We start from the raw sequence: 14826 nt of genomic DNA, 5'->3' as shown, positions 1-14826 counted from the left end.
GCCCGTTCCCCAAGCCGTCGCCATCGGCCGAGCCGCCGAGCGAAGTGTTTGCGCTTAGAACTTCAAGACGCGGTTCCACGGACGGCTACGGGCGCATCGACTCGTTCGAACGCGCCATCGTCGCTGACATACTGAGCCCAGCGCAGCTCGTACTGCGCCTTAGGGAGCAGGAGGACGTCGTCAGTCTGACCTTGTCTGCCGGTGTCGAGGCCCACGCCGAACGACACGCCCCCGAGTTCAGTTAGCACGTACCTATTGTGAAGCTTCTCGCCGTTCTCCTTTTCCTTCCACCTCACGAACTCCACAGTGCACCCACGAGGGAGACGAGGGGCCATCCGGCTCGCCTCCTGCTCAAAGAACGCCAGTTCCGCGTTCGCCTCGCAGTGCACCTTGATGACAGACGGGAACACACCAGCCGCGGCGAGCACATCCATCAGCGACTCTAGGACCTTGCGGTAACGCGGAGTCTCCGGAGCGAAATGCGGATCAACGAGATGCAACTCTCGACAATTCAGCAACATGGCGGCTATCGACGCCGCCAACTCCTCTGCTGTTCGGGCTGGCGTCGCACCCACATCGCAGGCCCATAGCGTTGCCTTCGGTAGGCCCAGGTCCTCACCGAGAATTACGGCCCGATGGCGCCGAGGATTCTCCGCAGCCACGATCGCGCGGAAAGCACGCCTGGCGTATTCAGCCTCCGCGTTCTCAAGCCAAGAAACCACTTCACGGTAAACCGTATCGCCGCGACGACACCGGTGCTCAGAGAAGAGTCGAAACACCTCTTCGAGTCGCTTCCAGTCCTTCTCCGACAGCTCGAGCTCACTTGCTGCCGTATACACGGCGTTCTTCCACTCGGTGAACGCCGGCAACTCGAGCAAGACCCGGGGAGTTCCGAGCCCGAACTTGTCGTGGACGAACCGAAATTCGTCACGACGCCCCCACGCCGCGACGACCTTCGGCTCGATCGCGAACGCGTGAATCACAGAAGCTCCTGCATTCGCTCAGCGAAGAATCCTTTCGGCCACTTGTCTACGAACTCTCCTTGGTTGTCGACTCGGAGCCGGCGCACGCGCGCGCCGTCGGGCGCGGCTTCAGCGTAGAGCACGCTCAGTTTCGTCTCGTCGAACTCCGGCGCCTCGTCCGGCAGGTCCTTCTCTGTCGTCTCGCGAATCCGACGGAGTATGCGAAGGATGAGGTGCTCGCTGTGCGTTTCGATGATGAATTGACGCCGTGGCCCGCAGTTCTCGATGAATAGGTCACCTAGAGCAACCTGGAGCGCCGGATGAACGTGAAGCTCAGGCTGCTCTATGAGCGCGATCGGCTTCCGCTCCCCTACGAGCGCCGCCACGACCACCGGGATAACTTGCGAAATGCCGGTACCGACCTCGGCAGGCAGGACGTCAGCCCCCTCCAGATTCAGAACTAGCCTCCGAACGGTCGCGGCCGACACATCACTTGCTCTGGCCGCGTCAGCGCTCGGATCGAACAAGTCCTGGACCCTGACCTCGCACCGAGCGCCCAGGCGGGTCAGCCACATATTCGTGGCGGACACGAGGGTGCCGGTCGAGTCCCCGAGCAGCGCGTCCCACGCAGCCATCCCATCCGCCCAGCCGGACTGCCTCCTGCTGCGCTCCGAGAGGAACGATCTCGGCGGAACCGAGCGGAGCGGACCCAGGTACAGCGTTCGGCTGAGGAGGCGAACCAGCTGCCGAAGAACCCCGACGCTCAGCATCTCCACGAGGTGGCGCGCCTCCACCGACTCTTCCGTGGGGCCGAAGTCGTCCTGGACCGCGATCGATTCGTCTAGCGGAGGCACGACCGTCCCAGCCCGGATGGCGACTAGAATCCCGAGCCGATCGGCCTGCGCTTGGAATGCTCTGTCTCCCAACCGTTCCAATACGCCACGGCCGTCAAGAAGTGGGTGCAAGGTGTGAAGCTCGGCTATAGCTACACCTTCCGTGCCCGACGGCCACAGCTCCAGAACCGGTTCGTCAACGCCAGCGCTACCGACTAAAAGCCGCTGAACCTTCGGAGTACCGCTATCCGCCGCGATAGCGACCTCCACCCATGCGTCGGTAAGCTCGTCGTCAAGGTCGGAGAGATAATCTTGATTTAGGACATGATGAAACGGGTTCAGCCCACCCGTGGTCGCAAACGCCACTCGAAGCCGCATGGTGCGCCGAAGGTCATGCTGATGAACCAGCCGCGAGAACCCCCCGAGATCCACCGCCTGCCCTCCTAGCTCGGTTCTGTCGATGTCGGCGGAACCGGTCGAGAGGACTTCCTGCAAGTAGAGCAAGGCCTGTAGAATCGTGCTCTTGCCCGCACTGTTCGGACCGAACAAGAGCGTTAGCGGCGCCAGTTCTATGCGTTGCCGCCCCGCGACACCTTTGAAGTTCTCGAGTTCAAGCGATCGAATCATCGGTCTCTCGTGGCGATCAACTCAGCGACAAGCGATCGGAAGAGTTGCTCGGATGCACTCAACGCAGCATCAACACGACGAACCGCAGACCGCACGCCCGCCCTTATGCGACTGAACTCTCGCTGCTTCTCCATGGGCGGTCGAATGAGTCGCATCTTTCGAATGGCGGACAGATTGAGGTACTGCTGCGCAGTTCCCGCCTCAAATGTATGCAGGTAACGCTTAAACGACGGCACCGTCATCTGCGCAACAATGAACTCTGGGAGGTAGGAATCGTCGGGCGGAACTCGCAGGCGCACGGTACCGCTCGCGGACAGAACGGAGGGGCCACCGAGATCGGGCGCGACGCAGACATCGCCAACGGTTCCCTTTGTCGTAATAAGGACGTCGCCAGCGAGCACTTCGCTCCGGCGAAGTTCATCAAACTTCTTCGCCGTAACGTACTTAAACTCGCCCGAATCGAAATGATCGTCGTTGATGTTCCAGTTCCGAACCACCTTCACGCCTTCGCTGACGTAATGCTCCGGCTTCAGAGATGATCCAAACGGTCCGTCAACGAGACTTGCTCCGCGCGAACAGAGTTCGTCGATGCTTTCCGTCGGCCACGTCATCGGGTTCGCAACCGGATCACCGAAGACGTCCAGGAACCCGGCACGAAGCAGATCGGCGAGAAGCGCGGCTGATTCCCTGCGTTTCGTTCGAATCTCGTCGGCCTTGTCGAGGATGTCCGCGATCCGCCGCTGCTCGGCGATGGACGGAGGAGGCGAACACGGTAACGACTCGATGTCGTGGCGGTTTACCTGGAGGAAGGTAGCGCCGCGGGCAGCATGCAGGAGCCGCGGCGTCGCGGCATCGAGCCAATGCCACAGGTAACGTGGCTCAAGCTTATCTGGCCTTGCACGTAGGCCTGCGACACCACGACCGAGGCAGTAGGCTCGATCCGCCCAATTTCGGTCTCCGATTGTGGCGCGGATGCATAGGACAACATCACCTTCTCGGCATGTCTGCGTCGGGGCATTGGTCCAGCGACTGGGCGCAGGAAAGACCTTCCCAAGATCGCTAGCGCCGGCAATAAGGGGAAGACCAGTTTCGGTCGTGTTGTACGTTGCGCCATGCGGCGCCTGCCCCATCGTAACTTCGCAGTAATCGGCGAGCGTGGTCACAACATCCCCTCTAACTCGTCAAGACGGCTCGCGATCTCCTTCTCAAGCGTGCGCAGCTTTGCGATGATTTCCGCGGGAGGATCGTACTTGACAGCGTCATGCTTCGCATCCTTGTAGCGGTTGATCGACAGATCGAAGTCCCGTTCTTCGATCTCTCTGACCGGCACCATGAAGTGCTTAGCACCCCTGTCGATATCCTTTCGTGCGTTCCTCTTGTTCCAGCGCGCGAGTGCATCGGGAAGATCGTTCTCCTTTACTGGATCGCGCTTATCGTCGAGAGAGAAGCCGTCGGCGTCGACGTCGTAGAAGAACACATGATCGGTCTCGCCGCCCTTCGCGAAAACCAGGATAGCCGTTGACACGCCGGCATAAGGCTTGAACACGCCCGACGGAAGCGAGATAACGCCCTCGAGCTGGTTCTCCTTCACTAGCACTTTACGAAGCGCCGTATGCGCCTTCGACGAACCGAACAGGACACCGTCCGGGACGATGGTTGCGCTGCGACCGCCTTTCTTGAGCATCCGGAGAATCAATGTAACGAATAGCAGTTCCGTCTTCTTTGTCTTCACGGTCTGAGTGAGGGTCGGGTGAACATCGCCCTCATCGAGACTTCCCTTGAATGGCGGGTTCGCGAGCACGAGGTCAAACCCAGCGCTCGCCTGCTTCGGGAACCTCTCAGGGAAGGAGTTGGAGAGCGTGTCCTGATAGTGGATGTCCGGGTTGTCCACGCCGTGCAGCATCAAGTTCATCGAAGCGATGCGCAGCATCGTCGCGTCAAAGTCGAACCCGTGGAACATCCCGTTCTGGATGTGATCACGATAGGGCTCGAGAAGATCCCCGGTGTAGATGGTCTCGCCGCTCTCCCCCTTCAGCTTGCCCTTTGGTGACGTGTACTTCTCCAGCAGGTATTGCATCGTGCCGACGAGGAAACCTGCGGTGCCGCACGCCGGATCGCCGATCGTCTCTGTCGGTTTCGGGTCGAGCAGCTCCACCATGAACCGGATGATGTGACGCGGAGTCCGGAACTGACCGTTGATGCCAGCCGTCGTGAGCTTGCTGAGGAGGTACTCGTAGAGGTCGCCCTTCGCGTCCCCCTCCGTGATCGGCAGCTTGTCGATCATGTTCACCGCAGAGACGAGCAGACTCGGCTTCTGGATCATGAGCTGCGCGTCCTGCATGTACTCGCCGAAGGTCGTGCCTCCGTTGAGCTTGCGGAAATGCGGGAACACCTGATCCCGCACCACCGCGAGCATCTCCTCGGCCTTCTTCTGCTTGAAGTTCTTCCAACGGCGCGGGTCGTCCTTCCCCGAGAACCGCCCCTGGAACGGCTTCTTGGTGCGCTCTGCCTTCCGCTCGCCCGTGGTCTCCATGACATCGAGGAGCCTGGCGAACATCAGGAACGAGATCTGCTCGATGACGGTCAGCGGGTTGGTGATCCCGCCGGTCCAAAACTCGGTCCAGAGCTTATCGATGTCGGAGCGCTGCTGAGTCGTAAGGTTGCTCATGCTATGGGACGGTCCTAAGCGGTGGCTGAGTGCGCCAGCTTCGGCTCGAACGCACTCAGAATGCCGAGGAGGTCATCGACGTCCTCGGGGGTGGTGAAGACGCCATCGACGCTCTCCGCGTGGATGGTTGTGAACGGTGGCTCGTACAGACGCTCGATCTCGATTCCGCCGTTCTGCGCGATGTAGTTCTGGAGTACCTGCAGGAACCGGAGTTGTTGCGCGGAAAGCCGCGGGTGCTTGGCGACGAACCCGGTGAACGCCTTCTCGACCGCTGCCGCATCCAGCTTTACGAGGCCCCGGAACACCGTCAGAAGGGATCGGCGCGTCTCCGGGTCGCGGCCGGCCAGGAACTTCACGTTCGCCTTGTCGTCGATCTTCAGGACAAGATCCGACAGCGCCTCGAGCTCGGCCTCGCTCACGGCCTGTCCCGCCCTGATCCGTTCGATGACTGGGTTGTCCTTGAAGTGCTGCTCGAGGACGGACTCGACCCTCCGCTTGTACTCGATGAGATCGAGTCCCTCGAGACGCGGAATGTAGGTCTCCGAGGTGAACTCCGAGTCGGTCACGTCCAAGACCTGCGGAGCGACCCTGGTTGACGGAGGCGTCTGCTGGTACTTCATCACGCCGCGGAGCTCGCGGCGCACGCCTTCGAGGTGATGGACCTCGACAGCCGCCCAGAACTCCTTGTCCCGCACCTTCTTGATCGAGTCTGCCTTTGCCTTGACGGGGTTCTGGTTCTTCCCGAGCAACTCGACGGCTTCCTCGACCCGAGCGCGGAGATCCAGGACTCTCGGCGCGTTCGGGCCACCCCGCACCAGCTCGAGCTCGAGCTTCGTCATCAGCAGGTCGAACCGGTACGCGTCCTCGTCTCCGCGGATGCTGCGGAGCCGCTGCAAGGGCGCCGCGATGGAGAGCAGGTCGGACTTCGTCGCGGCCGCGAAGTGGTGAACTCGATCGCCGTCGGCGAGGAGTTCGAGTTCCCGCCACTTGTCTCGCGCGTCGATCGCGTTCGTGTCGCGAACGGCACGCACGTCCCCGATGATGAGAGCGGCCGCCGCCTCGAACGTGTCCTGGTCCATCCGGTCGAGCGCGGCCTGCGCCAGCTCCATCCGCGCCTCGAAGAGCTGCTGAAGCAGCGACTTCTGCGGTGAGGGCTGAGCCTCCTTGTACTCCTGCTCGAAGAACCAGAAGTTCGACCAGTGGTCGAAGATGAGGAACTCCGACTTGTCGCGACCTGGGCCAAAGAGGTTCTTGGATAGCCGGGTACCGCGACCGATCATCTGCCAGAACTTGACGTACGACTTGACCGGCTTGGCGAAGACGAGGTTCACGACCTCGGGTACGTCGATCCCGGTGTCCAGCATGTCGACCGAGATCGCGATCGTCAGCTCGCTCTCGGGGTTCTTGAAGTCGTCGATGAGCTGGTCGGCCCTCGGCTCCTGATTGTCGATGACCCGGCAGAAGGTGGAGCCATACTGCGGGTACATCTCGCTGAACACCTCCGCGAGGTGGACGGCGTGGTCGTGCCCCCGGGCGAAGACGATCGTCTTGCCGACTCGGCTTCCCGTCGCGTCGCGGATGCCCTCGTCCATCAGCGTCTTCCAGATGAACCGGGTCGTGTCCTTGTTGAAGACGTATTTGTCGAGCTCCTCAGGCGCGTAGTCGACCTGCTGCGCCTCGGGATCCTGCTCCTCGAGCTCGGCGCGCTGCGCCTCGCTCATCTGCGCATACCGGAGCCCCCGCTCCCTGAACTGGCTCGAGAACGCACGCACGCGGAAGGGGACCAGGAAAGGAGGCTTCGCGTTCACCGCGTCGTCGAAGCTGAAGTGCGAGGTCGGATCGCGGTCCTCGCACCCGAACAGCTCGTACGTGTTCCGCTCGATGAACCGGACGGGCGTCGCCGTCAGGCCGACCTCGAGCGCATCGAAGTACTGAAAGAGCGTGCGGAACTTCTTGTAGATGCTCCGGTGGGACTCATCCGCGATCACGAGATCGAAGAAGCCGACGTCAAAGTCCTCGAAGCACTTCATCATCGCGGGATACGTCGCGAGGTAGATGCGCTTGTCGCGATCCTTCGCGGTGCTGCTGTCGACGATGATCCGAGGCTCGCCGGGCATGAACTCCTTGAACACCCGGTCGGCTTGCTTCCGCAGCTCGCGACGGTCGCAGAGGAACAGGATCCGCTTGACCCAGCCCGCGCGCATGAGCACGTCGCACAGCGAGATCGCGACCCGCGTCTTGCCGGTGCCGGTCGCCTGGACGATCAACGCTTTGCGAGCGTTATCCGAGAACCTCTCGCAGACGCGCTTGATGGCCTCGAGCTGGTACATCCGGTCGGCGATCGCGAGGTTGGGTGCGATGGTCGCAAGGGGCTGCTTGTTGCGCCGCTGGTGCGTCAGGTACTCGAGGCTGTCCTTCGAGTAGAAGCCGTACACCTTTCGGTACGGGTAACCCTGGGCGTCGTCCCACAGGAAGATGTCGACGCCGTTCGAGAAGAAGACGACGGGACGAACTCCGGTTTCTCGTTCGAGACAGCCGGCGTAGATCCGCGCCTGCTCCCCGCCGGCGCGTGCGTCCTTCGCGGTCTTCTTCGCTTCGATGACGGCGAGCGGTTTTCCGTCATCACCGTAGAGCACGTAGTCCGCGAAGCCCTGACCCGACTCCGTCGGCATCGTGGTGAGCGGCACCTCCTGGCGCACGAGTTCCGTGTTCGCGCCGTTCGCCCCCACGTCCCATCCGGCCGCGATGAGCGCGGTATCGATGAGCCGACGCCTCGTCGCCGCTTCGTCGAACTCGAGGACCGAGGCGAGCTTCTGACCCTGCTCCTTGAGAGCTGCGAGCTCCGTCGCGTGCTCGGTCGCTGCCCGCTCCGCCTCGAGCCGCTTCTTCTTCTCTTCTTCGAGAGACGCGAGAACAGACTCGTACTTCGCTTCGGCGAGCCGAAGCTTCTCGAGCGCTTCCTTCGTCTTTGCACCGCCCTCGGGTTCGGGAGGGGGAGGCACGAAGCCCTGGATGGACGCAAGGGTTCCGCCGTCGATCTGAACGTGGAACCACCGAGCGACGTCGAAGAGCTGGCCGAGGCAGTCGATCGAAAGGCGACTCGTGATCGGACGGCGCGGGTGCGCAGCGTGGTTCCCGGCCTTTCGGATCGTGTGAAGCTTGTTCTGCACCACGTCCGGAACGGATTGGCGGAACGACTCCTCGTTCATGAGGTCGTTCAGGTTGTCCGAGAACGGCGGTCGAAGGCGGTACTGCTCGTAGATCGCCACCACCGCTTGCTCGACGAAGCTTCGCTGCTTGATGAGCGAACTGGCGGGATCCTCGTGAGCGTACCGCTCGGCGAACGCAGCAAGGTCCGCGAGCACGTCGCGCTTCGACCGCAGGAACTCGAAGTTCCTCGACTTCATGCCTTCGAGCTCCGGGCCGGCCATGCGGGCGGCCTGTTCATGCAGCGTGCCATCACGACTTCACCTCGTACTTCGCGAGCCAGTTGGTGAGCGTCTGGTAGCTCGGGAGCCCCACGAGCTCGGCAGCCTTCGTCTTGTTCCCGCGCGCTTCATCGACGGCTCGCTCCAAGTAGTGACGCGCCACTTCCCCGAGTAATGCCGGAAGCTTGAACCCGGCCCCGAGGGGTCGATCGAGGACGTCATGCCGACGCGCCCCTGCTGCTGGAAGAATGGCCTCCCGCGCATCTTCGGACGAAATCGACGTGCCATCACTCCAAATCGCCGCGCGCCGAAGCGTGTTGAGAACTTCCCGGACGTTCCCCGGCCACGTGTGCGCCATGAGAAGGTTTCTTGCGCCCGCAGAAAGAGACTTCTGCTTGTATCCGGGCTCTTGCGCGGCCTCCCGGTTGACCTGCTCCAGGAGCCGTTCCAGGAGAAACCCGAGGTCACCCGCGCGGTCGCGAAGGGGTGGGACCTTCAGGACGGCGACGGCAAGCCGGTAGAACAGGTCTTCGCGGAAGCGGCCTGCCACGATCTCGTCGGTCAGGGTTCGATTCGTAGCCGCGACGATCCGGACATCGACCTTGACCGGCTTCGTCGAGCCCAGCCGGACGATTTCGCCCTCCTGGATGACGCGAAGAAGCTTCACCTGGGCGTTCGCCGGCAGCTCGCCGAGCTCGTCGAGGAAGAGCGTGCCACCGTCCGCCTCCTCGAAGTACCCGCGGCGGGCCTGCTTCGCGTCGGTGAACGCTCCCTTCTCATGCCCGAACAGCTCGGATTCGACGAGCTCCGCCGGGATCGCGCCGCAGTTCACCGGGACGAATGGTCGCTCGCGCCGCGGACTCGCCCGGTGGATCGACCGCGCCAGCATCTCCTTGCCGGTTCCGGATTCGCCCTCGATCAGGACGGGGACGTTCCGAACGGCGACGCGCCGCGCCCGCTCGATGAGCCGCGCCATCACGCGGCTGCGATGGATGATGTCGTCGAACTCCGGAGCCGGAGGCGGCTCGGCCGCGCTCGCCTTCCGAAGTCGCTCGTCCTGCTCCCGCAGCAAGTCCGGGATGAAGTCCGCGGAGATGTCGAACGGAACCGAGGCCGTGCGGACGCCTCGTTCCTTCGATGACTCGATCAGCTCGGCCGGGAACCTCGTCTTTCCGAGGAGAATCCACACTGCCGCCATCGCGGGCGTACCCGGGCTCAGATGAAACGCCAAGGAGTTGTCGCGGCCGCCCTCGCGCAAGGCGTGCTCGACGGCGCGAACGGCTGCTCCGTGGATCTCCCCGAACTCCGTCGGGCCGCTGAGCTTCTCGAAGCGGACGTCGATTCGGGCTTTCGTGCGCCCGCGCAGCCACTTCAGGTATGGCGCGACCGTTCGCTCGTCGAAGTCCGACACGAGCACGACGTCGTCGAAGGGTTTCGCCTCGAGCGCCTGCGCGATGGGTCCGGTCCCGACGACCTCCTGCTCGCCGGGCGCGCGCAGGTCGGTTCTTCCGATCCACGAAACGAGGATGCGTCGCACTGGGGAAGCATACAAATTTGTTTGTTCATACACAAGGGAATTTACTGCGGCCGACTGCCGGCGCGCCAGGGACGCCTGCAAAGCTACGTCGGTACGACGTTGGCTCGCCGGCTGCAGCAGGAGCGGAACATGACGAGCACGACGACCGTCCCGCAGCTCCAGGCTTCCGTACTGTGCACGCGCGAGGAGATCGCCGCCGGCGTTCGCGACCGGCGACGCGAGAGCATCGCGCTCTTCGACGAGCTCGACGAGGCTCAGCGAGAGCAGCTCGCTACGAATGCGTGGAGCATCGGGCTCCGCGCTCTCCACAACGCCCACGTCGCCGCTCAAGAGTCGAAGCTGAAGGACGTCGGCACCACGCTGCTGGCCGACATCGACCGCCAGCTCCGCGCCTACGTCGAGCAGCAGAAGACGACGCTCGGAACCGTGCTCGCCCGGTTCTTCGACCCGAACGACGGCCAGGTCACCCAGCGGCTCACCTCCTTCGTCGCCGACCAGGGCGTCCTGGCGCGCCTCCTCGGCAAGTACCTCGCCCCGCAGAACAGCGTCCTCGCCGAGTCTCTCGCACGCCATGTGGGCGAGACGAGTCCCCTCTTCAAGAAGCTCAGCCCGACGGACAGCAGCGGCCTCATCAAGCTTCTCGAGACTCAGCTGCGCGGCGTCATGGAGCAGAGTCATGACGAACTCGTTCGCGCCCTGGATCCCCTCGCGGAGGACGGCGCCGTCGCCAGGTTCCTTCGGAGCCTGCGCGATGAGCTGAAGGGCGCGGACGAGGACCGCGAGAAGCAGCTCTCCGCCGCCCTCGCCGCCCTGGATGCGAATGACGAGGGCTCGCTGCTGAGCCGGCTCGTGCGGGAAACCAACCAGGCGCGCCAGGAGGTGCTGGCCGCGGTCAACCCGAATGCCCCCGGGTCGCCAATGGCCCTGCTGCAGGGCACCCTGACCAAGCTCCTTCAGGACCAGGCTGCCGCGCAGAGCAGCTTCGCAAAGCGACAGGACGAGCGGCAGACGCTCTTCGAGAAGGAGGTCCGCGAGGCGCTGGCCCGTATCGAGACGAAGAGGACTCAGGACCAGAAGTCCACGCGCGGAGGTATCGAGTTCGAGGATGCGGTCGCCTCGTTCGTGCGCGCCGCCGTCCAGGGCGCGCCCTGCGTGTTCGATGTGACCGGTGCCACGGCCGGGGTCGGGCGCTGCAAGAAGGGGGATGCCGTCCTGCGGTTCACGGCCGAGAGCGCGTTCGCGCAGGCCGCGGTCGTGTTCGAGGCCAAGCGAGACGGGACGTACACGGTACAGAAGGCTCTCGATGAGCTGGATGCCGCTCGGAAGAACCGCGACGCCGGGGCGGGGGTGTTCGTGATGGCGCGTTCACACGCAAGCGACCTGTTCCCGCGCTTCGCGCGGTACGGCAACAACGTCCTCGTGGTGTGGGACGATCAGGACGCCTCTAGCGACGCCTATCTGCACGCCGCGATCCTGGTCGGGATGGCTCTCGTGGCGCGGTCCCGGACCGCTGGCGACGCCGGCGACATCGCCGCGCTCCGCGACGTCGAGGCTCGAATCGAGGGGGAACTGGCGCGCGTCGAGAAGATGGAGAAGCACGCGGAGGCGATTCGGAAGAACACGGACGGCATCAGCGACGAGCTCCGAAAGGCGCAGAAGGCGCTCGACCTGCTGCTGCGCGGGGCGCAGAGCACGCTGAAGGCGCTCAACATCGAGCTCCACGACGAGGCCGCGGAACGCAGCAGCCCCATCGCCCTGCCGAACTCCTCGTATGACGCGGCCACCGTGGCGCTTCCGCGCGGCGGGGAGGCGGCGTAAGGAATCATGCTGCGGAGCTTGCCAACCATGGTCGAGAGTAGACGGCCCAGAGCCTCGTTCACCGCGGCTCTCGAGCGGATGTGCAGCCGTCTCGACGAGCGGTCGCGGGCGGTGATTCATGGAAGGACTTCCTGGGAGACCCGAGCTCGAAGGAGTTCGAGGTCACCGACCTCTGGGTCGCCGGGTCGTACGCCCGCGGTGCTCCCACGTGCGGTGATCTCGACCTGATCCTCGGTGTACGACCCGAGGGTTGGCGGTCTGCCGGACAGATCGCCGCGCGAATCTTCGGAGCACAGGCTGACGTCCGGTTCTACAGCGGCACTCCCGAGAAGAACTCGTCCGGCGTCGCTTTCCCGGAAGCTGTTCACATCTGGACGGCGGGGACTCGGTGGCGCGATGCCCTGGCCTCCATCAAGGAATTCGCCAGCGCAGGTCACTTCGCGCGGCCTCACGACATCATCCCCTTGCGTCCGGAGCAGGTGAGCGGGTCGCCGGACCTGCTCAAGGACCTCGTCGCGCTCAAGGAGTCGGGCCACATCGACTGGCGATTCCTGCCGTACGAACCACGGCCCCAGAGCGGGCTCGAGCAACACATCGTGGGTCTCGTCGAGCAGCGCTGGGGGAAGCAGTCCCGGGCAATCTTCCCGTTCGTGTGGGACTACCTGACGAAGACCCTGCCGTTCTTCACGTTCGAGCACGTCGACCAGACCGAGCTGGACTGCGGTGGCGTGCACGTCTCCGTGGGTCGACCGTCAGCAGCAACGGACCGACTTGACGAGCTCACCACGTCTCGCCTTGCGCTGATGCCGCACCTGTCGAGGCGCGGGCCGAACGGAATATGGGAGATCCGTCGCGGGCCCAACCACCCGCTCGAGCAGGCGGTCGCGGGCGCGGTCTGGTTCGTTCTCACGTCACCGAACAGCGTGATCCTGCCCAAGGTGCGCGCGCGGCGCTGGTCGTCGCTCGGCGCGACAGGCGTCGAGCTGTTCGCGACCGAGGAACTCGCAAGGAGCGCCGCCCAGAAGCTCGCTGCGACCGCCACCGAGCGATGGACGACGAAAGCTGTCCAGGGGTCGTCGCTACTCGATCTGGTGAGTCACGCCGACTTTGTACAACAGCGGACGTCGGCGCGCGCCGGACGCCCCCGTGCACTGAAGTACTGGGGCGCCGATCCCATCGGGCACCCAGCCCACGTCGAGACCCGCGATGCATTCATCAAGCTGCTTCGCCGGTCCACGTACACGTAACGACGGACCGGACCTCGTTCGGGACAAATTCCGGACGCCGCCGGAGCCTGTCCGCCCTTCACGTAAGCAATACGACAGCATCTCGCCTTCCCGCGGGTAGCCGATCGGGTCAGCGTCAGAGGCACGTGTGAACATCTCCTCGGAACTTCAAGTCCCTCGCCGCCGATGGCACCGACTTGCGCCAAGGGAGCTCGGTTCACCCATGCCGAACGCGACAGCAAAGCACGCGCCGGCGATGGACTTTGCCTCGTTGGACCTACTGCGACGCACTCATCCCGCGTGGCGGCTGCTACTCGCCGATCACGCTCCGTTCATCATCGCGTTCCTGCACCGGGCGTTCATCGTTCCGAACACCCGTTCGCTCTCGCAGTACGACCTCGCCAGCCAGCTCGAAGACGAGCTGCACGCGGCCCGCGCCCAGCTTGGCCCGGCCGCCTTGCCGAAGTCGGCGTCCGAGTACCTCGACGACTGGGCGGCGGACGAGAAGGGCTGGCTTCGCAAGTACTACCCGCAGGGCACGGACGACCCGGCGTACGATCTCGCTCCGGCGACGGAGAAGGCGATCGAGTGGTTATCGAACCTGAAGCAGCGTCAGCTGGTCGCCACCGAGTCGCGCCTGCTCGCGGTCATCGACCTCCTCCGGCAGCTCACACAAGGCACGGAGACCGACCCAGCGGTGCAGCTTGCGGAACTCGAGCGGCGGCGGACGAAACTCGACACGGAGATCCAGCGGGTCCGCGAGGGCCACCTCGAAACGATGGATCCGGCGCGCGTCAAGGACAGGTTCCTGGCGATGGCGGGCACGGCGCGCGCCCTCCTCTCGGATTTCCGCGAGGTGGACCAGAGCTTCCGCGATCTCGACCGCTCGGTTCGCGAGCAGATCGCGACGTGGACCGGAGGGAAGGGAGCGCTGCTCGCACAGGTCTTCGGTGAGCGTGATCTCATCGGCGACTCGGCCCAGGGGCGCACCTTTCGCGCATTCTGGGACTTCCTCATGTCTCCTCCGCTGCAGGAGGAGCTCGAAGCGGCGCTTCAGCACGTTCTTCGCCTGCCCGCCGTTCAGGAGCTCGATCCGGACCCTCGCCTGGGCCGCATCCACCACGACTGGCTCGCCGCCGGCGAGGTCACGCAGCGGACGACAGCGAAGCTGTCTGCTCAGCTCCGGCGTTTCCTAGACGAGCAGTCCTCGCTCGAGAACCGTCGGATCTCGCATCTGATTCGCAGCATCGAGCAACACGCCCTGGCGGTTCGCCATCAGCAGCCAACGGGCGAGGTGGCGACCATCGACGACCTCGCACCGGACATCCGGCTCCCGCTGGAGCGCCCACTTTTCCAGCCCCCCTTCAAGCCGAAGCTGTCCGGCGACTTGGTCCAAGACGGGATAGAGAACGTTCCGGCGGACGCGTTGTACGAGCAGATCTTCGTCGATCGCGCACGCCTCCGCGCGAATGTCGCTCGTGCTCTTCAGCAGCGTTCCCAGGTCTCGCTCGCCGAGATCCTCCACGCGCACCCGATTGCGCATGGTCTCGCAGAGCTCATCGCCTACCTGGGGATCGCCGCGGAGGATGCGGGTGCGACGATCGACGGCGAGCGGACCCAGACCGTCGAATGGCACGATCGCGAGGGCGTCTGCCGCCGCGCGACGGTTCCGACCGTCATCTTCACGCGCGGTCCGAAGTCGGAGGGGACCCGCACGTGCCAGTGAC

General features: G+C 64.1%; 9 protein-coding genes. 3 read left to right on the top strand and 6 right to left on the bottom strand.

The features are described 5' to 3' along the window. Positions 1 to 62: 62 nt before the first annotated feature. The 6 genes from ACOQFB_RS01075 to ACOQFB_RS01050 are packed head-to-tail and all read right to left on the bottom strand — an operon-like array spanning position 63 to position 10055. Positions 63 to 983, bottom strand: coding sequence for a hypothetical protein (locus ACOQFB_RS01075; RefSeq protein WP_421609254.1), 921 nt, complete (start codon positions 981 to 983; stop codon positions 63 to 65). Next, entirely contained in the window at positions 980 to 2422 is a 1443-nt protein-coding gene (locus tag ACOQFB_RS01070; protein ID WP_421609253.1) for an AAA family ATPase, read from the bottom strand. The genes ACOQFB_RS01075 and ACOQFB_RS01070 overlap by 4 nt, the downstream gene beginning before the upstream one ends. Next, complete coding sequence (locus ACOQFB_RS01065; protein WP_421609252.1) at positions 2419 to 3585, bottom strand: restriction endonuclease subunit S; 1167 nt, start codon at positions 3583 to 3585, stop codon at positions 2419 to 2421. The genes ACOQFB_RS01070 and ACOQFB_RS01065 overlap by 4 nt, the downstream gene beginning before the upstream one ends. Further along, positions 3582 to 5090, bottom strand: a complete 1509-nt coding sequence (locus ACOQFB_RS01060) for a type I restriction-modification system subunit M (protein ID WP_421609251.1) — start codon at positions 5088 to 5090, stop codon at positions 3582 to 3584. The genes ACOQFB_RS01065 and ACOQFB_RS01060 overlap by 4 nt, the downstream gene beginning before the upstream one ends. Positions 5091 to 5104: 14 nt before the next feature. Then, a complete protein-coding gene (locus ACOQFB_RS01055; RefSeq protein ID WP_421609250.1) occupies positions 5105 to 8497 on the bottom strand; it encodes a DEAD/DEAH box helicase family protein in 3393 nt (1130 codons plus the stop codon). Positions 8498 to 8549: 52 nt separating this feature from the next. After that, positions 8550 to 10055, bottom strand: coding sequence for a sigma-54 interaction domain-containing protein (locus tag ACOQFB_RS01050; protein WP_421609249.1), 1506 nt, complete (start codon positions 10053 to 10055; stop codon positions 8550 to 8552). A gap of 129 nt (positions 10056 to 10184) precedes the next feature. On the opposite strand from ACOQFB_RS01050, the gene ACOQFB_RS01045 reads away from it, so the two are divergent. From ACOQFB_RS01045 to ACOQFB_RS01035, 3 genes are all read left to right on the top strand, one after another. Then, complete coding sequence (locus ACOQFB_RS01045; protein WP_421609248.1) at positions 10185 to 11873, top strand: hypothetical protein; 1689 nt, start codon at positions 10185 to 10187, stop codon at positions 11871 to 11873. An 80-nt stretch (positions 11874 to 11953) separates the two neighbouring features. Then, positions 11954 to 13120 carry a hypothetical protein gene (locus tag ACOQFB_RS01040; protein WP_494492418.1) on the top strand — a complete coding sequence of 389 codons (1167 nt, stop codon included), beginning with the start codon at positions 11954 to 11956 and terminating at the stop codon, positions 13118 to 13120. A gap of 202 nt (positions 13121 to 13322) precedes the next feature. Further along, entirely contained in the window at positions 13323 to 14825 is a 1503-nt protein-coding gene (locus ACOQFB_RS01035; RefSeq protein WP_421609246.1) for a DUF3375 domain-containing protein, read from the top strand. The last annotated feature ends 1 nt before the right edge of the window (position 14826 follow it).

This window comes from Anaeromyxobacter sp. Red801 (assembly GCF_049201065.2).
Classification (GTDB): Bacteria; Myxococcota; Myxococcia; order Myxococcales; family Anaeromyxobacteraceae; genus Anaeromyxobacter.
This window is presented reverse-complemented; position numbering and strand designations above follow the sequence as displayed.

Excerpts from the sequence above, each read along its gene's own strand:
- ACOQFB_RS01070 (WP_421609253.1), bottom strand. The coding sequence starts at position 2,422 with ATGATTCGATCGCTTGAACTCGAGAACTTCAAAGGTGTCGCGGGGCGG.
- ACOQFB_RS01060 (WP_421609251.1), bottom strand. The coding sequence starts at position 5,090 with ATGAGCAACCTTACGACTCAGCAGCGCTCCGACATCGATAAGCTCTGG.
- ACOQFB_RS01055 (WP_421609250.1), bottom strand. The coding sequence starts at position 8,497 with ATGAAGTCGAGGAACTTCGAGTTCCTGCGGTCGAAGCGCGACGTGCTC.
- ACOQFB_RS01035 (WP_421609246.1), top strand. The coding sequence starts at position 13,323 with ATGCCGAACGCGACAGCAAAGCACGCGCCGGCGATGGACTTTGCCTCG.
- ACOQFB_RS01045 (WP_421609248.1), top strand. The coding sequence starts at position 10,185 with ATGACGAGCACGACGACCGTCCCGCAGCTCCAGGCTTCCGTACTGTGC.